At 71.1% G+C, this 22,066-nt stretch carries 22 protein-coding genes; 12 read left to right on the top strand and 10 right to left on the bottom strand.

The window, feature by feature from the left end; translation table 11 throughout:
* The first annotated feature begins 24 nt into the window (after window positions 1-24).
* Together pdxR and ACWD5F_RS19415 are read left to right on the top strand one after the other, a co-directional pair.
* Window positions 25-1,392 (top strand): MocR-like pyridoxine biosynthesis transcription factor PdxR, encoded by a 1,368-nt coding sequence (gene pdxR, locus ACWD5F_RS19420; RefSeq protein WP_451255779.1) that lies wholly within the window; start codon window positions 25-27, stop codon window positions 1,390-1,392.
* 115 nt (window positions 1,393-1,507) lie between these two features.
* Window positions 1,508-2,764, top strand: a complete 1,257-nt coding sequence (locus ACWD5F_RS19415; RefSeq protein WP_451255777.1) for an MFS transporter — start codon at window positions 1,508-1,510, stop codon at window positions 2,762-2,764.
* On the opposite strand, the gene ACWD5F_RS19410 is transcribed toward ACWD5F_RS19415, so the two are convergent.
* From ACWD5F_RS19410 to ACWD5F_RS19390, 5 genes are all read right to left on the bottom strand, one after another.
* The gene (locus tag ACWD5F_RS19410; RefSeq protein ID WP_451255775.1) at window positions 2,739-3,572 is read right to left on the bottom strand and encodes a triphosphoribosyl-dephospho-CoA synthase; all 834 of its coding nucleotides are present in this window, start codon (window positions 3,570-3,572) and stop codon (window positions 2,739-2,741) included. The two genes, ACWD5F_RS19415 and ACWD5F_RS19410, sit on opposite strands and share 26 nt — an antisense overlap.
* Before the next feature lie 131 nt (window positions 3,573-3,703).
* Window positions 3,704-4,627 (bottom strand): RNA polymerase sigma factor SigJ, encoded by a 924-nt coding sequence (gene sigJ, locus ACWD5F_RS19405; protein ID WP_451255773.1) that lies wholly within the window; start codon window positions 4,625-4,627, stop codon window positions 3,704-3,706.
* Window positions 4,628-4,634: 7 nt separating this feature from the next.
* Window positions 4,635-5,426, bottom strand: coding sequence for an SDR family oxidoreductase (locus ACWD5F_RS19400; RefSeq protein WP_451255771.1), 792 nt, complete (start codon window positions 5,424-5,426; stop codon window positions 4,635-4,637).
* Window positions 5,423-5,848 carry a hypothetical protein gene (locus tag ACWD5F_RS19395; RefSeq protein ID WP_451255769.1) on the bottom strand — a complete coding sequence of 142 codons (426 nt, stop codon included), beginning with the start codon at window positions 5,846-5,848 and terminating at the stop codon, window positions 5,423-5,425. Before ACWD5F_RS19395 ends, ACWD5F_RS19400 begins: the two co-directional genes overlap by 4 nt.
* Before the next feature lie 61 nt (window positions 5,849-5,909).
* A complete protein-coding gene (locus ACWD5F_RS19390; RefSeq protein ID WP_451255767.1) occupies window positions 5,910-6,359 on the bottom strand; it encodes an ATP-binding protein in 450 nt (149 codons plus the stop codon).
* Window positions 6,360-6,583: 224 nt separating this feature from the next.
* On the opposite strand from ACWD5F_RS19390, the gene ACWD5F_RS19385 reads away from it, so the two are divergent.
* From ACWD5F_RS19385 to ACWD5F_RS19345, 9 genes are all read left to right on the top strand, one after another.
* Window positions 6,584-7,453, top strand: a complete 870-nt coding sequence (locus ACWD5F_RS19385; protein WP_451255765.1) for a hypothetical protein — start codon at window positions 6,584-6,586, stop codon at window positions 7,451-7,453.
* A 184-nt stretch (window positions 7,454-7,637) separates the two neighbouring features.
* Window positions 7,638-8,384 carry a YcnI family copper-binding membrane protein gene (locus ACWD5F_RS19380; protein ID WP_451255763.1) on the top strand — a complete coding sequence of 249 codons (747 nt, stop codon included), beginning with the start codon at window positions 7,638-7,640 and terminating at the stop codon, window positions 8,382-8,384.
* 78 nt (window positions 8,385-8,462) lie between these two features.
* On the top strand, window positions 8,463-9,116 hold the full coding sequence (locus ACWD5F_RS19375; protein ID WP_401720050.1) for an SCO family protein: 654 nt from the start codon (window positions 8,463-8,465) through the stop codon (window positions 9,114-9,116).
* Between the two features lie 17 nt (window positions 9,117-9,133).
* The gene (locus ACWD5F_RS19370) at window positions 9,134-9,583 is read left to right on the top strand and encodes a copper chaperone PCu(A)C (protein ID WP_451255989.1); all 450 of its coding nucleotides are present in this window, start codon (window positions 9,134-9,136) and stop codon (window positions 9,581-9,583) included.
* Between the two features lie 13 nt (window positions 9,584-9,596).
* Window positions 9,597-11,582: a copper resistance CopC/CopD family protein gene (locus ACWD5F_RS19365; protein WP_451255760.1), complete on the top strand. Its 1,986-nt coding sequence runs from the start codon at window positions 9,597-9,599 to the stop codon at window positions 11,580-11,582.
* Window positions 11,583-11,590: 8 nt separating this feature from the next.
* Window positions 11,591-12,961 carry an iron uptake transporter deferrochelatase/peroxidase subunit gene (gene efeB, locus ACWD5F_RS19360; RefSeq protein ID WP_451255758.1) on the top strand — a complete coding sequence of 457 codons (1,371 nt, stop codon included), beginning with the start codon at window positions 11,591-11,593 and terminating at the stop codon, window positions 12,959-12,961.
* Between the two features lie 69 nt (window positions 12,962-13,030).
* On the top strand, window positions 13,031-13,963 hold the full coding sequence (pheA, locus tag ACWD5F_RS19355) for a prephenate dehydratase (protein ID WP_401720059.1): 933 nt from the start codon (window positions 13,031-13,033) through the stop codon (window positions 13,961-13,963).
* Between the two features lie 569 nt (window positions 13,964-14,532).
* On the top strand, window positions 14,533-15,822 hold the full coding sequence (gene serS, locus ACWD5F_RS19350; RefSeq protein ID WP_451255756.1) for a serine--tRNA ligase: 1,290 nt from the start codon (window positions 14,533-14,535) through the stop codon (window positions 15,820-15,822).
* Window positions 15,819-16,622: an HAD family hydrolase gene (locus ACWD5F_RS19345; RefSeq protein WP_401720065.1), complete on the top strand. Its 804-nt coding sequence runs from the start codon at window positions 15,819-15,821 to the stop codon at window positions 16,620-16,622. The genes serS and ACWD5F_RS19345 overlap by 4 nt, the downstream gene beginning before the upstream one ends.
* Before the next feature lie 423 nt (window positions 16,623-17,045).
* Here ACWD5F_RS19345 and ACWD5F_RS19340 read toward each other — a convergent pair whose 3' ends face one another.
* The 5 genes from ACWD5F_RS19340 to ACWD5F_RS19320 all read right to left on the bottom strand — a co-directional run bounded on the left by ACWD5F_RS19340 (window position 17,046) and on the right by ACWD5F_RS19320 (window position 20,897).
* Window positions 17,046-17,270, bottom strand: a complete 225-nt coding sequence (locus ACWD5F_RS19340) for an SGM_3592 family protein (protein WP_123999034.1) — start codon at window positions 17,268-17,270, stop codon at window positions 17,046-17,048.
* 106 nt (window positions 17,271-17,376) lie between these two features.
* Window positions 17,377-18,096 (bottom strand): ABC transporter permease subunit, encoded by a 720-nt coding sequence (locus tag ACWD5F_RS19335; protein ID WP_401720069.1) that lies wholly within the window; start codon window positions 18,094-18,096, stop codon window positions 17,377-17,379.
* Window positions 18,097-18,107: 11 nt separating this feature from the next.
* Window positions 18,108-19,019, bottom strand: a complete 912-nt coding sequence (locus ACWD5F_RS19330; protein WP_401720071.1) for an ABC transporter ATP-binding protein — start codon at window positions 19,017-19,019, stop codon at window positions 18,108-18,110.
* Complete coding sequence (locus tag ACWD5F_RS19325) at window positions 19,016-19,933, bottom strand: ABC transporter permease (RefSeq protein WP_123999031.1); 918 nt, start codon at window positions 19,931-19,933, stop codon at window positions 19,016-19,018. Before ACWD5F_RS19325 ends, ACWD5F_RS19330 begins: the two co-directional genes overlap by 4 nt.
* The gene (locus ACWD5F_RS19320; RefSeq protein WP_451255987.1) at window positions 19,923-20,897 is read right to left on the bottom strand and encodes an ABC transporter ATP-binding protein; all 975 of its coding nucleotides are present in this window, start codon (window positions 20,895-20,897) and stop codon (window positions 19,923-19,925) included. The genes ACWD5F_RS19325 and ACWD5F_RS19320 overlap by 11 nt, the downstream gene beginning before the upstream one ends.
* A 253-nt stretch (window positions 20,898-21,150) precedes the next feature.
* Between ACWD5F_RS19320 and ACWD5F_RS19315 the strand changes: the two genes are divergently transcribed.
* Window positions 21,151-21,993, top strand: coding sequence for a M24 family metallopeptidase (locus ACWD5F_RS19315; RefSeq protein WP_451255752.1), 843 nt, complete (start codon window positions 21,151-21,153; stop codon window positions 21,991-21,993).
* Window positions 21,994-22,066: the final 73 nt, after the last annotated feature.

Here is a 22,066-nt window from a genome sequence, read left to right as displayed (position 1 = left end):
ACGTACCTGAGGGGGAAGGTTTTCGTGGGGGACTTCTGGTCCGGTGTCGGTGTCGATCTGCATCTGGAGCCGGAGGCCGGTGACGGGCGCCGGGTCGGTCTCGAGCGGGCGCTGCGGGACGCCGTGCGGGACGGGCGGTTGTCGCCCGGGACCCGGTTGCCGGCGACCAGACGGCTGGCCGGTGAGCTCGGGATCTCGCGGGGCACCGCCAAGGCCGCCTACGACCAGCTCGTCGCCGAGGGCTATCTGACCGCACGGCAGGGCTCGGGCACGCAGGTCGCGCAGCTGCCCTCGACCGACACCGAGGCCCCGGACGCGGCGGCACACGCGCGTGCGCCCCGTTTCGACCTGCGGCCCGGGAGCCCGGACGTCGGGGCGTTCCCGGCGGCGGCCTGGCTGCGGGCGCTGCGCCGGGCCATCGCGACGGCTCCCCTGCTGGCGTACGACTACGGGGATCCGCGCGGGCGGATCGAGCTGCGGACGGCGCTGTCGGGGTACCTGGGGCGCACGCGGGGGGTGATCGCGCCGCCCGAGCGGATCGTGATCACCTCCGGCTATGTGCAGGGGCTCGCGCTCCTCACGCGCGTGCTGGACGGCGCCGACATCGCGATGGAGGACCCGGGGCTGCCCTTCCACCGCGAGGTGGTCCGGCGCAACGGCGGGACCGTGGTGCCGGTCGCGGTGGACGAACGGGGAGTGTGCCCCGAGCAGTTGGGCGAGGTCGCCGCCGTGGTCGTGACACCGGCCCACCAGTACCCGACCGGCGTGACCCTGCACCCCACGCGGCGGCGGGCGCTCACGGACTGGGCACGCGCGCGTGGAGCGCTGATCATCGAGGACGACTACGACGGGGAGTTCCGCTACGACCGGCAGCCCGTCGGCGCGCTCCAGGGCATGGCCCCCGGGCAGGCCGTCTACCTGGGCACCGCCTCCAAGACCCTCGGCCCCGCACTGCGCCTCGGCTGGATGGTCCTGCCGCCGCACCTGGTCGACGCGGTCGCCGACGCCAAGCTGCACAGCGACCACCACACCGAGACCATCGGCCAGTTGGCGCTCGCCGAACTGATCGAGAGCCACGCCTACGACCGTCACGTGCGCGCGTGCCGGCTCAGATACCGGCGCCGCCGCGACCAGCTCCTGGACCGGCTCGGCAACCGGCGCGGGGTGCGCGGCATCGCGGCCGGGCTGCACGCGCTCGTGGAGGTCGGCGACGAGACGGAGGTGCTGGCACGGGCCGAGGCGGAGGGCCTCGCGGTGGGCCGCCTCGGCGACCACTGGCACGCACCCGGGGACGGGCGCCCGCAGGGACTGGTCGTGGGGTACGGGACGCCCCGGGAGCGGGTCTATCCCGAGGCCTTGGAGGCGCTGGGGAAGGTGCTGGCGGACGACTGAGGACGACCGAGGACAGCGAGGACGACCGAGGACGACCGAGGTCCGTAATTGGACCAATGAGACGGTCGATAATTGGGCCTGCTCGACGACCCAATAAGACCCTACCGTCGTACTCATGACCCCTCGCCGCAGCTCTCGCCTCGTCCCGCCCGCCGGCCCCCAACGGACCCTGGCGCTCGCCCAGTTGACCAACTCCGTCGGTGACGGCGCCTACTACGTGACCTCGGCGCTCTACTTCACCCACGTCGTCGGGCTCGCCCCCGCGCGCGTGGGCCTCGGGCTGACCGTCGCCTGGGCCGTCGGCTCGCTGGCCGGGGTGCCGCTGGGGCGGCTCGCCGACCGGCGCGGGCCGCGCGGCACGGCGGTGCTGCTGGCCCTCGCGACCGGCCTGGCGGTGGCGTCCTTCCTGGTCGTACGGGACTTCGTGCCGTTCGTGGCGGCCGCGTGCGCGTACGCGACGGCGCAGTCGGGCCTTGCCGCGGCCCGGCAGGCGCTGCTGGCGGGGCTGGTGTCCGCCGGGGAGCGGACCGGACTGCTCGCGCATCTCCAGTCGACGCTCAACGCCGGGCTCGCGGTGGGCGCGGGTCTGGGCGGACTGGCGCTGCAGGCGGGGACCCGGGGCGCGTATCTCGGAGTGTTCGCGCTGGATGCGCTGAGCTTCCTGCTGTGCGCCGGGGTGCTGCTGCGGCTGCCGTCGCCGGCGCCCGTCGCCGCCCGCCGGCGGGACTCGCTCGGCGTGCTGCGGGACCGCCCGTACGCCGTGATCACCCTCCTCAACACCGTGCTGCTGCTGCGGATGCCGTTGCTGAGCCTCGGGTTGCCGCTGTGGATCGCCGAGCGGACCGAGGCGCCGACCTGGCTGGTCTCCGCGCTGTTCGTGCTCAACACCGGGGTCGTGATGCTGTTCCAGGTGCGGACCGCGCGCGGGATCAGCGGGCTCGCGTCGGCCACGCGCGCGGTGCGGCGGTCGGGGTGGATCATGCTCGCGGCGTGCGCGGTGTTCGCGCTGTCGGCCGGGGTGTCGCCGTGGGTCGCGGTGGGCGTGCTCGTGGTCGGGGCGGTGCTTCAGGTGGTCGCCGAGATGGGGCAGTCGGCCGGGTCCTGGCAGCTGTCCTTCGACCTGGCGCCCGCCGACCGGGTCGGCGAGTACCAGGGGTTCTTCGGGACCGGCGTCACGGTGGCCCGCACGATGGGGCCGCTGGTGCTGACCTCGCTGCTCGTGGGCTGGGGGACGCCCGGGTGGCTGCTGCTGGGCGGGGCGACCGTGGTGGCGTCGTACGCGATGGGCCCCGCGACCCGGCGGGCGGCCGGGCGGGCGGCGGGCGCGGACCCAGAGCCGGAGCCGGTCAGGCGGCCCGTGCTCGCGAGCTGACGGGCAGGGCGTCCAGGAAGAGCGCCCCCGCCAGCAGGCCTGCGCTCCCCCGCGGGCTCCACGCGCGTGCGTGCAGATCGGCGTCGAGGCTCGCGAGGGCTTCGGCGCCCGCCGCCGTCGACGTACCGCCTGCTTCGAGCACTCCGCGGGCGCCCGCCTGCACGTGCCGCAGGCCCAACGGGCCCGCGGTGTACAGCAGTTCCGTGTCCTGGAGGGTGGACATCACGGTGCACAGGGCGTCCAGGCGGGCCTCGGCCTCCGTGGCGCCGGCCGAGCGGGCCGTCGCGAGGGCGTCCAACGCCCGGCGTACGTGCGGGAATCCGGCGCGGGCCTCGCCCCGGGCGCCCGCGGCGCCGTATTTCACGGAGATCGACGAGCCGCGCGAGGGCCGGCGCGGGGCGCCCTTGTCGTTGAAGGCGGCGATCCGCTTGGCCACCGCGGCCGTCTCGCGGCCACCGGCGCCGGGGGTGAGCGCGGCGGCCGCGACGAGGAAGCCGAGCGCCCACAGGGCGCCCTTGTGGCCGCCGCCCGTGAGGCCCACCGAGTGCTCGGTGGATCTGCCGATCGCGCCCAGTTCGGCCCGTAACGCGGGCGTGGGTTCGCCGATGCGGCGGGCGGCGGCGGCCATCGCCGCGAGGCCGGGGGCGAGCGCCTTGGCCGACCAGCGCAGCGAACCGTGGTCCCGGCAGCGGGCACGCGCGCCCAGGTCGCGCGGATCGGGCAGGCCCGGCTTGGGAGCCAGCGCCAACTGCCCGGTCAGCGCGGCCACCGCGGTCCTCGCCAGCGTCTCGTCCGCACGGCTGCTCATGGATGCCTCCTCTGCTTCCCGTCATCAGCGGGAAGGTAAGTACCCCGGCCGTCAAGGATGTTGGGTCGGGATAAGAGCAACCTGTGAGCGGTGGGAGAGCTGGGTGGCGGGGGCGCCTGCCACGAACTCCGTCAGGCGGTCCACGCGTGCAGCTTGTCCGGGTTGACCACCAGCCAGAGGTCGGTGATCAGGCCGTCGCGGACCTCCGCGGCGAGGACGGCGAAGGTGGTGCCGTGGATGTTGACCACCACACCGGGTGTGCCGTTGACGTCCTCGTCGACGAGTTCCACCTCGGGTTCGCGGCGCATGAGGCCGAGGAAGAGCCGGGCCACCTTGTCGCGGCCGACGATCGGGCGCAGGGCGGCCCGCACCTTGCCGCCGCCGTCGCTGCGCGACTCGACGGCGGGATCGAGCAGGGCGACGAGCGCGTCGAGGTCGCCCGTCTCGCACGCCGCACGGAACGCGGAGACGACCCGCCGGTGCTCCTGCGCCGTACTGCCGCCGGGCCGTTGGTCGGCCAGCCGGCGGCGCGCGGACGCGGCGAGCTGGCGGCAGGCCGCGGAGCTGCGGCCCACCGTCTCGGCGATCTCCGCGAAGGGCATGCCGAAGACGTCGTGGAGCACGAAGGCGACGCGCTCCGCGGGCGTGACCGAGTCCAGGACCACGAGCATCCCCATGCTGACCGACTCGTCGAGGGTGATCCGGTCGGCGGGATCGTCGCCGGCCGCGTCCTCGCCGGTGCTGGTCCAGGTGGCGCCGTGCCGGACGGGCTCGGGCAGCCACTCGCCGGTGTAGCGCTCTCGGCGCACCCGGGCCGAGGCGAGCTGGTCGAGGCAGATGCGCGAGGCGACCCGGGTCAGCCAGGCCAGCGGTACGGCGATCTCCCGCTGCTTCTCCTCGGGCAGGGCGTACCAGCGGGCGTACGTCTCCTGGACCACGTCCTCGGCGTCCTGCACCGAACCGAGCATCCGGTAGCCGAGGTTGAGCAGCCGGCGCCGCTCGGTCCTGAGCGAGCCGAGGGTGGGGTCCTGGTCGGGTCCGGTCGGCGGGGGCACGGCGCGGTCAGCCTCCCTGTACGACGTTCTCGGCGAGCCAGGCGTCGAAGGTCTGGGTCCCTCGCGTGCCCGGTCCGGTCGGCAGCTGGCCGCCGCCGATCATGGCCGCGCCCGTGGCGCCGGGGAGCCTGACCGGCACGAGCAGGCGACGCTGGTGCCGGGCCTTCAGCAGCCGCCGCACCATGTCGACGAGCTGTTCGACCCGCGGTCCGGCGAGGTCGGGGGCCATGCCCTGGGCCGGGGCCAGCACGAGTCGCACGAGATCCTGGGCGACCTCGCGGGCCGCGACCGGCTGGGTGCGCATCCGGGGCACCACGGCGAGGGGCTTCGGGATCCGGTCGAGGGTCTGCTCCGCGAACTCGTGGAACTGCGTGGCGCGCAGCACCGTCCACGGTGTCGGACCGCTCCTGACGATCTCCTCCTGACGGAGTTTGCCCTGGTAGTAGCCGAGGCCGACCCGGTCGATGCCGACGATCGACAGCGCCACGTGGTGCCGTACGCCGGCCCGCGCTTCGGCGTCCAGGAGATTGCGGCTCGCGCTCTCGAAGAACGCGACGGAGTTCTTTGCGCTCGTCGTCATCACGTTGCTCACGTCGACGACCGCGTCCACGCCCGCGAGGGCCGCGTCGAGTCCCGTACCGGCGACGAGGTCCACCCCGCGCGACCGGGACAGCACCACCGGCTCCTGCCCCGCCGCGGTCAGTTCCTCGACCACCAGCCGTCCGACCAGCCCGGTCCCGCCTGCCACCGCGATCCGCATACCGCGCCTCTCCTTCGCGCTCATCGTCCCGTACGTCATCGGGTGCCGCCCTCTCGGACGGACCGGACCGGCAGCAGCAGGGCGATCGCCAGCAGCACCAGCGCGGCCAGGAACACCACGTTGAGCACCTGGTCACGCGTCCCGTACATGTCGAGGTGCTGCACGTGATAGCTGAAGTGCAGGACGTTGAAGACCAGCCACACCGCGCCCGTCGTCTGCACCAGCCGGGTGTTGCGCACGGACCGCAGGGCGATGAGTGTCAGGGCGCCCAGCGCCAGGAACATGGCACCGGCGTCCTTGGCGAGGTGTTCGTTGTAGGGGCCCAGCTGAGGCAGCCAGCTCAGTCCGAGGCCGGGGAAGTTCGCGTACCAACCCGTCGGGGAGAAGTACGCCCAGAAGCCTGTGTACAGGGCCACCACGGCCAACAGGCCGAGAGCCGCGTACCGGATTTTCGTGTTCATGCCCCAGTGACGAGACAGCGCCCGCAGAAGTGAGGTGGGCCCGAAGCCGAGCGCGGTGGATCTACACCGCCATCAGCGGTGCGTCCTCCTGCCACTTCAGGATCTTGTCGAAGCTGACCACCGTGCCCGCGCGGCCCGGCTTGTTGCCGATGTGGACGTGGTCGGCGAGTTCCTGGATCAGGGTCAGACCCCGGCCGTGCTCGGCGTCCGTGCGGGCGGGGCGGGCCAGGACGGCCGGGGCGGTGAAGCCGGGGCCCGAATCGGTCACCTCGATACGGCACTTGACGCCGTCCAGGTACGCGGTGACCCGGTACGCCTCCGAGGAGCCGCCGGACGCGGCGGAACCGCCGTGCTCGACGGCGTTCGCACAGGCCTCGCTGAGGGCGACCGAGAGGTCGTAGGAGACGTCCGGGTCGACGCCCGCGGTCTCCATGGTGCCGAGCAGCAGGCGCCGCGCGAGCGGCACGCTCGCGGCCTCGCGGCGCAGATGGAGTGACCACCAGATGCTCATGCTCCAGCCTCTCTGGCCGCGGCTCGACATACCGTTACCTATTGCCGCCAGTGCCCGGGTATAAGCGTGGAGTTGACGTGATACCGCCCATACGGTCGATGTGCCTCGGGTGGAATCGGTGTATGTGGGGGCGGCCCGGTCCAGAGAGTGATCTTCCGGTTGTTATGTCATCTTGCGGACCTGCCGTATGGGACCCGTAAGCCCAGTGCGATGATGAGCCCGCCATGACTGCCCCCCACGAGCGTACGGCGCGTTCCGGAAGAGACCTCCGGATCCTGCGGGCCGCGGTGTTCGCCGCGGTCTGCGTCGTGCTGGCCGGGGCAGGTCACGCGTTCGCCTCCTGCGCCACCGTCCCGCCGTGGACGCTCCTCGCGGGCTTCCTGGGCGTCGTCCTGGTCGCGGCCCCGCTCGCCGGACGCGAGCGCTCGCTGCCCGGGATCGCGGCCCTCCTCGCCCTCGGCCAGACCGTCCTGCACACGCTGTTCGGACTCGGACAGCACGGCATGACGAACATGGCGGGCACGACGTCCGGTTCGGCGTCCTCGATGGCGTCGATGTCGACGACGGACCTGTCCCTCGTGGAGCGGGCGGCCCGGATCGTCTGCGGCACCACCGCGGCGGCCATCAGCCCCACCCAGGCGCGTCAGATCCTCTCCGACGCGCGGCTCACCACCGATCCGGCCACGGGCATGTCGGGCATGGACATGGGCTCCATGCACCACCCCGCGGACGCCCTGTCCAGTGCCGGTTCGGCCGCCTCGCTGCTGCCGTCCCTGCCGATGCTGCTCGCGCACGTCCTCGCGGGGATCGCCGCCGGCTGGCTGCTGCGCCGCGGGGACCTGGCCGTGCGACGGCTCGTCGAACTGTCCGCCCTCTCCCTGACCGAGGGGGCGCTCGTACGGTCCCTGCGCGCGGCGCTCGCCCTGGTGCGCGCCCTGCGTGCCGGGCTCCCGGCCACGCCCGCGACGGTCCCGGGGCCGCCGCGCACCGCACTGCTCGCGCCGCCCCGGCCGCGTACCGCCGCGCTCCAGCACACGGTGATCAGGCGCGGTCCGCCGGCCGCCGACGCACGCGTTCTCGCCCTCGCCGCCTGACGCGACGCGACCGCCACTCCGTATCCAGCGGGACACCTCCGGCTGGATGCACCCCTGGGGACATCCACCGGGACCGGAGAGGGGCCGCCGTCGTGCGGCGCACGCGTGCGTGCCCGTTCGGCACCCGCGCCCCTCAGACCATCCGGATCACCGGAACCACGCTCGAATCGGAGTGCTCCCTGCCATGAAGTCTTCCCGTCTCGCCGCCACCGGCGCCGTCGCCGCCGCCGCTGTCGCTTCTGTCTTCGTACTGTCCTCGCCCGCCTTCGCGCACGTCAGCGTGGCCGCCGAAGGCACCGCCGCCAAGGGCGGTTACGCCGTCGTGGACTTCAAGGTCCCCAACGAGCGCGACGACGCCTCGACGACCAAGCTGGAGGTCTCCTTCCCGACCGACCACCCGCTGGCCTCGGCGATGCCGGAGCCGATGGCCGGCTGGAAGATCCAGGTCACCAAGGCGAAGCTGGCCAAGCCGCTGGAGATGCACGGCGAGAAGATCAGCGAGGCGGTCTCCAAGATCACCTGGACCGCCACGGGCAAGGGCGTCGAGCCCGGCTACTTCCAGAAGTTCCCGGTCTCCGTGGGCGCGCTGCCCGAGGACGCCGACGAACTGGTCTTCAAGGCGATCCAGACGTACTCCAACAAGGAGGTCGTGCGCTGGATCGAGGTCCAGGAGGACGGCCAGGAGGAGCCGGAGAACCCGGCCCCGGTGCTCGCCCTCTCGGCCGCCACCGAGGACCACCACGGCTCGACGACCGCCGAGGACGCCTCCGACGACACCGAGGCGACCGAGAAGACGGCCGCCGAGACCACCGCCTCCTCCTCCGACAGCAGCGACACCACCGCGCGCGTGCTCGGCGTCGTCGGGATCGTGGTGGGCGCGCTGGGCGTGGCGTACGGCGTACTGGCCGGCCGTCGGCGTACCGACGCCTGAGGCCACTCCGGTCCGCGTGCACCGGGGTCCGGGCGACCCCGGTGCACGGCGGAGCTCTCACATCTGGGACATTTTTCTATGCGCAAGAAGACGTTCGCCGCGGCCGCGCTGCTCGCCGCCGCCTCCTTCACTCTCTCCGCCTGCGGCAGCGGCGACAGCGACAACTCACCGGTCGCCGTGGTCTCCGAGGACACCTCGCAGAAGGCCGCGACCGTGCTGGACAAGCCGTTCGAGAAGCCCGACCTCGTCCTGACCGACACCAAGGGCGAGAAGTACGACCTCCGCAAGGAGACCGCGGGCCGGCCGACCCTGGTCTACTTCGGCTACACCCACTGCCCCGACATCTGCCCGCTGACGATGAACAACCTCGCCGTCGCCAAGAAGCAGCTGCCGAAGGCGGAGCAGGACAAGCTGCGGATCGTGTTCGTGACCACCGACCCGGGCCGTGACACCCCGGCCGAACTGGGCAAGTGGCTCAAGGGCATCGACTCCCAGATCGTCGGTCTGACCGGCGACTTCGCCACCATCCAGGCCGGCGCCCGCACCCTGGGCATCTCCATCGAGCCGACCCACAAGGACAAGAAGACCGGCAAGGTCGTCTCGGTGCACGGCACCCAGGTCATCGCCTTCTCGCCGAAGACCGACGGCGGTTACGTCCTGTACGGCGAGGACGCGACCGTCGACGACTACACCAAGGACCTCCCCAAGCTGATCAAGGGTGAGAACCCGTGAGGCACCTCGTCCTTCCCGTGCGGCGCCTCGCGCTGCCCGCCGCGGTGCTGGCGGGGGCGGTCGTCCTGACCGGGTGCGGAGGCTCCGGCGACAGCAAGGCCGAACTGTCCGTCAGCTCCTCGTACATGCCCCAGCCGGTCTCGGACATGGCGGCCGGCTTCCTGACCATCGCCAACAAGGGCGGCGCGAAGGACGAACTGACCTCGGTCACCAGCGCCGCCGCGGGCAGCGTCTCCGTGCACGAGACGGTCGGGCAGTCGATGGAGGAGGTCACGTCCCTCGATGTGCCCGCACACGGTCAACTCGTGTTCAAGAGCGGCGGTAATCACCTGATGTTCGAGAAGCTGAAGCGGAAGCCGAAGCAGGGCGAGAACGTGACCGTCGAACTGCACTTCGCCAAATCCGGCCCGATCACGGTCGAGATGCCGGTGAAGTCGGCCACGTACAACCCTGCGACCGGCCACTGAGGGAGGCACGACCGTGACACCGACCATCACCGCCCGCCGCACGCGCACGCTGGTGCTGCTGTTCCTGGCCGTCTTCGGCGCGCTGCTCGCCGGCGCCGGACCGGCCTCCGCGCACGCCGCGCTGACCGGCAGCGACCCCGCTCAGGGGGTGGTGGTCGACAAGGCGCCCACCGAGGTGGCGCTCACCTTCTCCGAGAAGGTGGCCACCTCCAGCGACTCCCTGCGTGTCCTTGACCCCAAGGGCAAACGCGTCGACACCGGCAAACCGACCGAGACCAGCGGCACGACGTACGCCGTACCGCTGCACAGCGGCCTGCCCGACGGCACCTACACGGTGTCCTGGCAGGTCGTCTCGGCCGACAGCCACCCCGTCGCCGGCGCGTTCACCTTCTCCATCGGCGCCCCCTCCACTACCACCGTCTCGGTCTCCGACGAGACCGTCGGCGGCGGAGTCGTCGGCTGGCTGTACGGCTTCGGGCGGTACATGTCGTACGCCGGTTTCATCCTCATGGTCGGCGGGGGCGCCTTCGTACTGGCCTGCTGGCAGCGCGGGGCCGGGGTACGGCCCGTGCAGCGGCTTGTGGTCTCCGGGTGGCTGACGATCACGGCGTCCACCCTTCTGCTGCTGCTCCTGCGCGGCTCCTACACCAGTTCCGGCAAGGTCGGCGCGATCTTCGACCTGAACCTGCTCGGGCAGGTGCTCCAGACCAAGACGGGCGCGGCCCTGATCTCCCGGCTGCTGCTGCTCGCCGCGGCGGCCCTCTTCATCGCGGTGCTCTTCGGCGCGTACGAGAAGCGGGAGGCCGAGGAGAAGCAGGACCTGACCTTCGGGCTCGCGATCGGCGGGTCCGTGGTGGCCGCCGGGCTCGCGGCGAGCTGGGCGCTGGCCGAGCACGCCTCGACCGGCCTTCAGCCGGGCATCGCGATGCCGGTCGACGTCATCCACCTGCTGGCCGTCGCCACCTGGCTGGGCGGGCTGTCCGCGCTGCTCGTCGCGCTGTACCGGTCCGAGGTCCCGATCGAGGCCCCGGCCGTACGCCGGTTCTCCCAGGTCGCCTTCGGCAGTGTGGTCGCGGTCGTCGCGACCGGCATCTACCAGTCCTGGCGCCAGCTCGGCTCCTGGTCGGCCTTCACCGACACGGGGTACGGGCAGCTGCTGCTGGTCAAGATCGGCCTCGTGGCGGTGCTGGTCGGTATCGCGTTCATCTCGCGGCGGTGGACCGGGCAGCTGGCGGGGACGGCCACGACCGCCACCGACACGGATACGGCTGAGGAGGGCGTCCTCAGTGAGAAGGAGCCCGCCGCCGCACGGGCCGGTGGCTCCGCCGGCAAGGGCGCCAAGGGCGCGGATTCAGGCTCGGGTTCGGGTTCGGGTTCGGGTTCCGGTGGCTCGAAGACCGCCTCCGGCTCCAAGCGGGCCGCTCAGCTCGCCCGGCAGAAGGCCGCCGTCGCCACCGCACTGCAGAAGCGGCAGCGGGACGCCGATCCGCGCCGCTTCGGGCTGCGCCGGTCGGTGCTCGCCGAGGCCGGTGTGGCCGTCGTGCTGCTCGCCGTCACCACGGTGTTGACGCAGACCGAGCCGGGGCGCACCGAGGAGGACGCCAAGGCGGCCAACGCCTCCTCGTCGTCCTCTTCCGCCGCGTCCGACTCCTCGTCGGGGGCGCTGACCCTGACCATGTCGTTCGACACCGGCGGCACCGACGGCAAGGGTGTCGTGTCGGTCGACTTCGACCCCGCGCGCGTGGGCGGCAACGAGATGCACGTCTACGTCACCCGGCCCAACGGCCGCGCCTTCGACATCCCCGAGGTGAAGGTCGCCTTCACCCTGGAGGCGAAGAAGATCGGGCCGCTGCCGGTCGCCCCGGACCACGTCGCCACCGGACACTGGTCGGCGAGCGGGGTGCAGATCCCCATGGCCGGTGACTGGAAGGTCGCCGTGACCGTGCGCACCTCCGACATCGACCAGGTGACCGTCTCCAAGAACGCTCAGATCGGCTGAACCACGCCATGACCGACCAGTCCGTCCCCGAGGCCCGCACCTCCGAGGCCTCCCCCGAGGAGGCTGTTTCCGAAAACGTCGTCCTCAAGGAGGCCGATTCCGGAAACGTCGTCCTCAAGGAGAGCGACAAGGAGGGCGATTCCGAGAACGTCACCCCAGGGAGGGGCGTTTCGCGGCGCGCCCTGCTCGGCAGCGCCGGCGCGACCGGGCTCGTGCTGGGCGCAGCCGGTGCGGGCGTGGGCTATGCCGCCGCGCCCGCCGGGGCGACCCCGCTCACCTCGCTCGGCAGCGACCGGGCGATGTTTCACGGGACACATCAGCCGGGCATCACCGAGGGCCTCCAGGCCCGCGGCCACCTCGTCGCCTTCGACCTGGCGGCGGGCGCGGGCCGCAAGGAGGCCGCCGCGCTGCTGCGCCGCTGGTCGGCAACTGCCGAGCGGCTCATGGCGGGCGAGGCGGCGGCGCACGACGACACGGACGTGGCCCGGGACGCCGGACCGTCCTCGCTGACGGTGACCTTCGGATTCGGCCACAGCTTCTTCTCCCGCACCGGTCTGGAGAAGCAGCGCCCGGTCTCCCTCGACCCCTTGCCCGACTTCTCCTCCGACCAGCTCGACAAGGCGCGCAGCGACGGCGACCTGTGGGTGCAGATCGGCGCCGACGACGCCCTGGTGGCCTTCCACGCCCTGCGCGCGATCCAGAAGGAGGCGGGCAGCGCGGCCCGGGTCCGCTGGCAGATGAACGGCTTCAACCGCACCCCGGGCGCCACGGCCCACCGCATGACCGCCCGCAACCTCATGGGCCAGCTCGACGGCACCCGCAATCCCAAGCCGACCGAGTCCGACTTCGACCGGCGGATCTTCGTGCCCGCGTCCGGCACGAAGGACCCGTCGTGGATGGCGAACGGCTCCTACGCGGTCGTACGCCGGATCCGCATGCTCCTCGACGACTGGGAGAAGCTCTCGCTCACCGCCCAGGAGAACGTCGTGGGGCGCCGCAAGTCGACCGGGGCGGCGCTGACCGGCGGCACCGAGACGACCGCGATGGACCTGGAGAAGACCGACGCGAACGGCGAGTTGGTCGTCCCGGTCAACGCGCACGCCCGGATCACCAGGCCCGACCAGAACGGCGGGGCGGCGATCCTGCGGCGACCGTTCTCCTACCACGACGGCTTCGAGGCGGACGGTGTCCCGGACGCCGGGCTGCTCTTCGTGTGCTGGCAGGCCGATCCGCTGCGCGGCTTCGTGCCGCTCCAGCGCAAGCTGGACCGCGGCGACGCCCTCTCGAAGTACATCCGCCACGAGGCCAGCGGGCTCTTCGCGGTGCCGGGCGGGGCGGCGGACGGCGAGTACGTGGGGCAACGGCTGCTGGAGAGCTGAGGTCACGCTGATTCACCCGGTCGTGAGACACGCGCACGGCGCCCCCGCAAGGGCCATTAGGGTGAGGTCATGCCAGCGAGTTACGCCTATCTCGGCCCCGAGGGCACCTTCACCGAAGTCGCCCTGCGCACTCTTCCGGAGACGGCCACCCGGGAGCTGATCCCGTACGTGTCCGTGCAGTCCGCGCTGGACGCGGTCCGCACCGGCGAGGCCGAGGCCGCCTTCGTGCCGATCGAGAACTCCGTCGAGGGCGGCATCACGACGACCCTCGACGAACTGGTCGCGGGCGCCCCGCTGATGATCTACCGCGAGGTGCTGCTGTCGATCACCTTCGCGCTGCTGGTCAGGCCGGGCACGAAGATCTCGGACATCAAGACGGTCTCCGCGCATCCGGCCGCCCAGCCGCAGGTGCGCAACTGGCTGAAGGCCAACCTCCCGGACGCGCTGTGGGAGTCGGCCGCCTCGAACGCGGACGCGGCCCGGCTGGTCCAGGAGGGCCAGTACGACGCCGCCTTCGCCGGTGAGTTCGCCGCCGCCCGGTACGGACTCGAGGCCCTTGAGACCAACATCCACGACGCCGAGAACGCGCAGACGCGGTTCGTCCTGGTGGGCAGGCCCGCCCGGCCCGCGGCGCCGACCGGCGCCGACAAGACGTCCGTCGTGCTGTGGCAGCGCGACGACCACCCCGGTGGACTGCGCGACCTGCTGGGCGAGTTCGCGACCCGTGGCGTCAACCTGATGCTGCTCCAGTCCCGCCCCACCGGCGCCGGCATCGGCAACTACTGCTTCTGTCTCGACGCCGAGGGCCATATCTCCGACCGCCGGGTGGCCGAGACCCTGATGGGGCTGAAGCGGATCTGCCTGGAGGTGCGCTTCCTGGGCTCGTACCCGCGTGCGGACATCGGCGTCGAGGACGTGCGCGCGCCGCGACCGGGGACCTCGGACGAGGAGTTCCTCTCGGCGTCCGACTGGGTGGCGCGGTGCCAGGACGGACGCTTCTGAGGAACGTGTCCCAGGGCACGTTTCCGGCCGGTCCTACCTGCAGATTTTAGTTATCCACAGGAGTTATCCACAGGTCCGCTTCTCGACCTGGGGACAAGTCGACAGTGAAGCACTACCTTGTCGACAAATCGGTCCTCAGGCCGTTACGGCGTCCACCGGCGCGCACATCACCGTTCGTCCACTCTTTTCCATTAGGCAACTCTTTGGGGCGACCCCTTTCCACTCGAAAGTAGTGGTAAAGGTGGGTTTGACCCATGAAACTCGGGTGTGACGGACGGGTTTCGGAGTGATCGATTCCGAAATCCACAGATCCACCACACACCCTGTGGATAACTCTGCGGAGAGGGTGTCTCCCTGTGGACAACACCCGCCTCAAATCCCGTTCCCCACAAGGAAATCGAGTCAACGCGGCGCCTCACGCCTGCCCCGTCCCGGGGAGTGAGACGCACTTTATTGACACGCTTCGCAATTGACGCATAACGGAACGTAAGCCGCTATTCGGTGCGGCTTCGGGGCAGTCGCGAATAGTGAGTCGTGAGGCGTATCCCCGCACCGGTAGCCTTGACCGCGTGATTGACCTTCGCCTGCTTCGTGAGGACCCCGACCGTGTGCGCGCGTCCCAGCGCGCCCGTGGAGAGGACGTCGCGCTCGTCGACTCTCTCCTGTCCGCCGACGAGCGGCGCAGGTCGTCCGGCGTCCGCTTCGACGAGCTGCGTTCCGAGCAGAAGGCACTCGGCAAGCTCATCCCCAAGGCCTCCGGCGACGAGAAGGCCGAGCTGCTCAAGAAGACCGGTCAGCTCGCCGCCGACGTCAGGGCGGCCGACGCGGAGCAGCACGAGGCGGACGAGGAGACCAAGCGGCTCCTCCTCCAGCTCGGCAACCTCGTGCACCCCGACGTCCCCGTGGGCGGCGAGGAGGACTTCGTCGTCCTGGAGACGCACGGCACGATCCGCGACTTCGCCGCCGAGGGCTTCGAGCCCAAGGACCACCTGGAGCTCGGCGAGGCGCTGGGCGCCATCGACGTCGAGCGCGGCGCCAAGGTCTCCGGCTCGCGCTTCTACTACCTGACGGGCGTCGGCGCCCTCCTGGAACTGGCCCTCGTCAACGCGGCGATCGCCCAGGCCACCGAGGCCGGCTTCACCCCGATGCTGACCCCCGCGCTGGTCCGCCCGCGCGCCATGGAGGGCACCGGCTTCCTCGGCCAGGCCGCGGAGAACGTGTACCACCTGGAGAAGGACGACTACTACCTGGTCGGCACCTCCGAGGTCCCCCTCGCCGCGTACCACATGGACGAGATCCTCGACGCCGACAAGCTGCCGCTGCGCTACGCGGGCTTCTCGCCCTGCTTCCGCCGCGAGGCCGGCACCTACGGCAAGGACACCCGCGGCATCTTCCGCGTGCACCAGTTCGACAAGGTCGAGATGTTCTCGTACGTCGACCCGGCGGACGCGGAGAACGAGCACAAGCGGCTCCTGGACTGGGAGAAGCAGTGGCTCGACGGCCTCGAGCTGCCCTTCCAGGTCATCGACGTGGCCTCGGGCGACCTCGGTGCGTCGGCGTCCCGCAAGTACGACTGCGAGGCGTGGATCCCGACCCAGGGCAAGTACCGCGAGCTGACCTCGGCCTCCAACTGCGACGGCTTCCAGGCCCGACGCCTGTCCGTGCGGATGCGCGACACCAGCGACGGCAAGAACAAGGTGCAGCCGCTGGCGACGCTCAACGGCACGCTGTGCGCCGTACCGCGCACGATCGTGGCGATCCTGGAGAACCACCAGCTGGCCGACGGCTCCGTGCGCGTGCCGGAGGTGCTGCGCCCGTACCTCGGCGGCCGGGAGCTGCTGGAGCCGGTCGCCAAGTGAGCACCGGCTTCCCGTACAAGCTGATCGCGACCGACCTCGACGGGACGCTGCTGCGTTCCGACGAGTCGGTCTCCCCGCGCACCCGTGCCGCCCTCGCGGCGGCCACGGAGGCCGGTGCCGCGCACATCGTGGTGACCGGCCGCGCGGTCCCCTGGACCCGGCACATCCTCGACGACCTCGGCTACGAGGGCCTCGCGGTCTGCGGCCAGGGCGCACAGGTCTACGACGCCGGCGCGCACCGCCTGCTGACCTCGGTGACGCTGGACCGGCAGCTGGCGGCGGTGGCCCTGGCCAAGATCGAGGCGGAGGTCGGTCCGCTGTATCTGGCGGCGAGCCGGGACGGGCTGGACGGGGAGGTGCTGGTCGGCGACGGGTACGCGGTCACGGGCTCACTGCCCTCGACCCCGCTCTCGGACGTGTCCGAGCTGTGGGCGGCGCCGCTGAACAAGATCTACATCCAGCACCCGACCCTCACGGACGACGAACTCGCCGAGGCGGCAACGCGTGCCGCCGGCGGTTTCGTCACGGTGGCGATGGCCGGTGAGGGGATCGTCGAGCTGTTGCCACTGGGGTTGTCGAAGGCGACGGGGCTGTCATTGGCGGCCCGGCGTCTCGGCATCAAGGCCGCCGACACGATCGCCTTCGGCGATATGCCGAACGACATCGCGATGTTCGCCTGGGCGGCTCGGGGAGTGGCGATGGCCAACGCTCATGAGGAGCTGAAGGCCGTGGCGGACGAGGTGACTTCGTCGAACGAGGACGACGGGATCGCGGTGGTCCTGGAGCGACTGCTGGCGTAGCCGGCGCGAATCCGCGTAGCTGCGGGCAGTCGTGCCGCTGGGGCGGCACGGGTGGGCGCAGCGGCACCTCACGGCGCCGAGTTGCGCGACCGACCCGGCCACCCCAGCGTGCGGTGCCTCTTCGACAGCGCTCACCGGTGAACTCGGCCTGGTCAAAGGGGCGACGACTGGGAAGGCGGCCCACGCGAGAGCGACGTCGCGTGCTCGAAGCGGCCGCCCCGGACAGTTCGGGTGGGTGGACTCGACGGTGGGGTAACTACACCGGAGTCCGCCGTGAACTGCCCTGTCGGGAGCTGGACGGACTGCCGTGCATGGACATCGTCCGGCTCCTCTCCCAGCTTGTGGTGGACGACAACCACTGTGCCGGGAGAACGAGTTGGGCGCCACCGAATAATTCAGCGAACCGCCGCGCCGACCTGCGCACTACCGGCGGCGCCACCTGCGTCGACGGCTCTTGCTGAAGAACCAGCCCGCCGGCGGCTCGTCGGAGCGCCAGGGCTGCGGCTCGGGCTCCTCACGGCGCCAGCGCGCGGCGAGCATACGGGCCCGGGCGGACGGCTCGGACGTCTCCGCGGACCGTATGAAGTCATCGTCCAGGACCAGGTCGTCCCAGGCGCCGTCCCCGTACTGCGAGGCCTTCTCCGCCATCCCCGTTCCTCCTAGCCGTCCGTCCCCTTTACCCCAGTGTGCCCGGACAGAGGTGAAGCCTCCGTCAAGATCCGGAGCTGTCCGGGCACAGGGTCTGTCTTACGGGTCACTCCTCGCCGGCGAGCGTCAGCGTGCGCAGCTTCTGGCCGGCGTACCAGGTCGCCAGGACCGTCACCACGACCAGCAGGACGACCGCCGTGGTCAGTCCGACGTCCGAGGTGACCAGGTCGCCGCCGGCCACCTTGTGGGCCACGGCGAGCGACCACTGCTGGACGCTCAGGGTGCGGGCGCCGGAGACCAGGGAGCCGAACAGGGCCTCCCAGACCAGGGCGTAGACCAGGCCGAAGACCACCGCGTGCCGGGACACCGTGCCCAGAAGCAGGAACATCGACGCGTAGGCGATCGAGGCGACCAGCGCGGCCACCGTGTAGGCGACGGCGATCTGCTGGCCGTTGCCGTTGAGGATGAAGCCCGCGATGAGCGTCGGCAGGGCCGAGAAGACCATCGTCACGCCGATCGCCACGATGAGTTTCGTGAAGATGATCGTGGGGCGCTTGAGCGGCTTGGACAGGAGGTAGACGACGGAGCCGTCGTCGATCTCCGGGCCGATCGCGCCGGTGCCCGCGATGACGCCGATGATCGGCACCATCGTGGCCAGCGCGAGGCCGCCGAGCAGGTCGGCGGCGGTCTGGTCGTCGGCGCCGGCGAGGCCGCGGACGACGACCGAGATCACGATCAGCAGCAGCGGCAGGGCGCCCAGGATGAGGGCCCGGCGGCGGCCGAGCAGGGCCCGGTAGGTGAGTCGGGCGACTGTGGGGTCGTACATCTCTTGGCCTCCTACGCCGCGACGAGATACGAGAAGACGGACTCGAGGGACTCGTCCGACGGCGAGACCGTGAGCAGCCGGATGCCGTGGTCCCTGGCCACCTTGGGCAGCAGGGCCGTGAACCGGCCGAAGTCGACGGCCTGGATGCGCAACGCGCCCTCGGCCAGGTCGACTTCGATGCCGGCGGTCGACGGGTCGGCGATCAGGGCGGCCGCGAGGGCGCGGTCGTCGCTGGAGCGCACCAGGTAGCGGTGCGGGCGGTCGGTCATCAGGCGGCGGATCTTGCGGAAGTCGCCGCTGGCCGCGTGTCGTCCGGCGACGACGACCTCGATGTGCCAGGCGAGCTGCTCGACCTCTTCGAGGATGTGGGACGAGAAGAGCACCGTGCGGCCCTCGTCGCCCATCTTCCGCAGCAGGTCCATCAGTTGCATGCGCTGGCGCGGGTCCATGCCGTTGAAGGGCTCGTCGAGCAGGAGGAGCGAGGGGTTGTGCACCAGGGCGCTCGCCATCTTCACGCGCTGGCGCATGCCCTTGGAGTACGTCGAGATCTTGCGGTCCTGCGCGTACTCCATCTCGACCGTGGCCAGGGCCTTCTGGGCGGCCTTGGCGCCGAGGCCGTGCAACTCGGCGTTGGCGACGACGAATTCGCGGCCGGTGAGGAAGTCGTACATCGCCTCGCGCTCGGGGACGATGCCGATGTGCTTGTAGATCTGTTCGTTGCGCCAGACCTGCTCGCCGTCGAGGGTGACGGTGCCGGTGGAGGGGGCCAGGAAGCCGCCCATCATGTTGATCAGGGTGGACTTGCCGGCGCCGTTGGGGCCGAGCAGGCCGGTGACGCCGGGACCGATGGTCATGGTGACGTCGTTGACGGCGACCACGTTGCCGAACCAGCGGGAGACGTGGTCGATGGAGAGCGTGGTCACAGTCCGACCTTTCGGTAGCGGCGCATCAGGAGGCCGTAGCACGCGGCGATCAGGCCCAGGAGGACGAGGACGTAGACCACGCCCTCACCGTTGCTGGGTCCGACGGCGCCGGGGAAGGCCGACTCCGCGCCCAGGAAGGCCGATTGCACGCCGTCGATGAGCGTGACGGGCGAGAAGAGGCCCATCCACGGGATGGCGCCGGTGCTGTCCTGCGTCTCGGCGATCGCCTGGAGCGTGGAGACCGCGCCGTAGGAGATCGTCATCACGGCGATGACGGCCGCGATGCCGAAGCCGCGCCGCGGGGTGATCGAGGCGATGACCAGGCCGATGCCGGCGAAGAGCACCGAGAGGAGGGCCACGGAGACGAGCCCCTGGGCGAACCCCTTGGTCTGGTCGGCGAAGTCGAGTTTGGCCAGCAGGGCGCCCACATAGAGGACGAGCAGCGGGGCCGCGGTCAGGATGAACATCGCGGAGGCCAGCGCCGCGTATTTGGCGCGCACGTAGTCGGCGGTCTCGATCGGCCGCGAGAAGTACAGCGGCACGGTCTTGAAGCGCAGGTCGCGCGAGACGGACTGGGGCGCCTGGGAGGCGACGTACAGGCTGATGACGGCCTGCATGATGATCGCGTAGCGCGTGTAGTCGACCGGGAGGTCCTTGGCCTTCGTGGCGACCGCGACGGCGACCATGATGGCCGCGGGCACGCACATCACCACGAAGAGCAGCATCGGCAGCACCTTGGACTTCACCGAACGGCCGAGGCCGTAGGAGCCGCGCAGGGACTGCGAGTACAGCGAGCGGGTGGCGTAGGAACGGCCCAGGCGGGGGCCGTCGTAGTTGCGGTACCCGATGTTGTGGATGCGGGTCTGGTCACCCGGGGCCGGTACGGATGTCTGGAGGGGCTGCTCAACTGCCATGGCCGACCGCCTCCTTCCGCTGCTCTGCCTCGTCGGCCTCGTTCGTGAAGACCTCGGAGATGTGGTGCCGGCGCTGCTCCATGCGCACCAGGCCGAGTCCGAGGTCGGCGACGATGTCGCGGACCACGTCGTACGTCTCCTCGCCCTGCGCGGTCAGCAGCAGGATGTGGCCGGCGCCGGGCAGGCCGTTGGTGCCGTCGAGGACCTCGACCCCGCGCGCGTGGAGCGCCTCGCGCACCACGCGCGTGCCGTCCGGGTGCGTGTCGGAGTCGGTGACCTCGACGGCGAGGGTGGTGGTGATCTGGGTGAAGTCCGTGGTGGAACTGGAGCGCAGGAGCTTGCCGCCGTCGACCACGATCACGTGGTCGCAGGTGCGCTCCAGCTCGCCAAGCAGGTGGGAGGTGACCAGGACCGAGATGCCGAAGTCGGTGTGGATACGGCGGATGAGGCCGAGCATCTCGTCGCGGCCGACCGGGTCGAGGCCGTTGGTCGGCTCGTCGAGGAAGACCAGCTGCGGGTCGTGGACCAGGGCCTGGGCCAGCTTCACGCGCTGCTTCATGCCGGTGGAGTAGCCGCCGATGGGGCGGTATCGCTCCTCGTACAGGCCGACGTGGCGCAGCGTGTCCGCGGTGCGCTCACGCGCCGCGGCCGGCGGCAGGCCGGACATGCGGGCCATGTGCACGACGAACTCGGTCGCCGACACGTCCGGCGGCAGGCAGTCGTGCTCCGGCATGTAGCCGACCCGCTCGCGGATGGCGGCTCCCTTGGTCGCGACGTCGAGGCCGAGCACTTCGGCACGGCCCTCGGTGGCGGGGGACAGACCCAGAAGGATCTTGATCAACGTGGACTTGCCGGCTCCGTTCGCGCCGACGAGCCCGGTCACACCGGGCCCGACGTCGACGGACAGCCGGTCAAGCGCGGTCACCCTGGGGAACCGCTTGCTCAGGCTTTCGGTCGCGATCACAGTCACGTTTAAGAAGGTAGTGACGCGGACCACGTCGGTCGTCAGACCGAAGAGCTGTCTTCGTCTCACACTCCAGATGTACGGATCCTTAGGGGATACCCCTACCTGAGAGCTACGCAGAGTTATCCACAACGCGGGGTTGTCCACAGCCCGGAGCCCGCCTATTGACGCAGCCTCTAACTACTGTCACATTCGCTGGTGTCAAGTTACGGACACGTAGCGCAGTCGATGGAGACGGTGGGGCGGGGTCGGCATGACGACGGCGGTGACGAGCGAACTCTCCACGCGATTGCGGGGGTTCAGGCAGGTCCAGCAGCTCGCGTACGAGTGCGCGGAGGCGGTCGCGGCCCGCCTGGAGCCGGGCGTGTCGGAGCGGCAGGCCGCGCGGATGCAGCGCGACTGGCTGCGCGCCCGGGGAGTGCGGGACTGGTTCCACCTCCCCTTCGCCTGGTTCGGGGACCGCACGGCGTTCGTGAACTTCCGCGTCCCGCTCCAGTTCTTCCCCACCGACCGCCGCCTTGCGCCCGGCATGCCCTTCATCCTCGACATGGCCCCGGTCTACGAGGGCTACACGGCCGACATCGGCTACTCGGGCTCCCTCGGTGTGAACCCGGTGCAGGACCGGCTCATGGCCGACCTGGAGGCGCACCGCGAGCTGATCCTGCGCGAGGTCCGCGAGAGGCGCCCGCTGCGCACGATCTACGAGGACGTGGACCGCCTCATGGTCCGCCAGGGCTACGCCAACCGGCACCGCGCCTACCCCTTCGGCGTGATCGCCCACAAGGTCGACCAGGTCAAGCCGCGCCGCTTCTCGCCCCACCTGTTCGGGTTCGGCACCCAGTCCCTCAAGGGCCTGGCGAGCGACGCGCTGCACGGCCACCGGGACGGCTGGTCCCCGCTGTGGTCGCCGTACCGCTTCTCCGACCACCCCCCGCAGCCGGGCCTGTGGGCGGTCGAACCCCACCTCGGTTTCCGGGGCACGGGCGCCAAGTTCGAGGAGATCCTCGTGGTCACCGACTCGAGCGATCCCGAGGAGAGCGCCTTCTGGCTGGACGACGATCTGCCGCATGTGCGGCGCTGGGCGGAGGAGAAGTGACGGTGGCGAGGGAACCCGGGAAGACTGAGAAGTCCGGGAAGAAGGGCACAGCGGCGGACCGCGGCCAGGCGGA

Source organism: Streptomyces sp. NPDC002499, assembly GCF_053595415.1.
The sequence above is the reverse complement of the archived record's forward strand: the minus strand, read 5'-3'. Positions and strand labels throughout refer to the sequence as shown.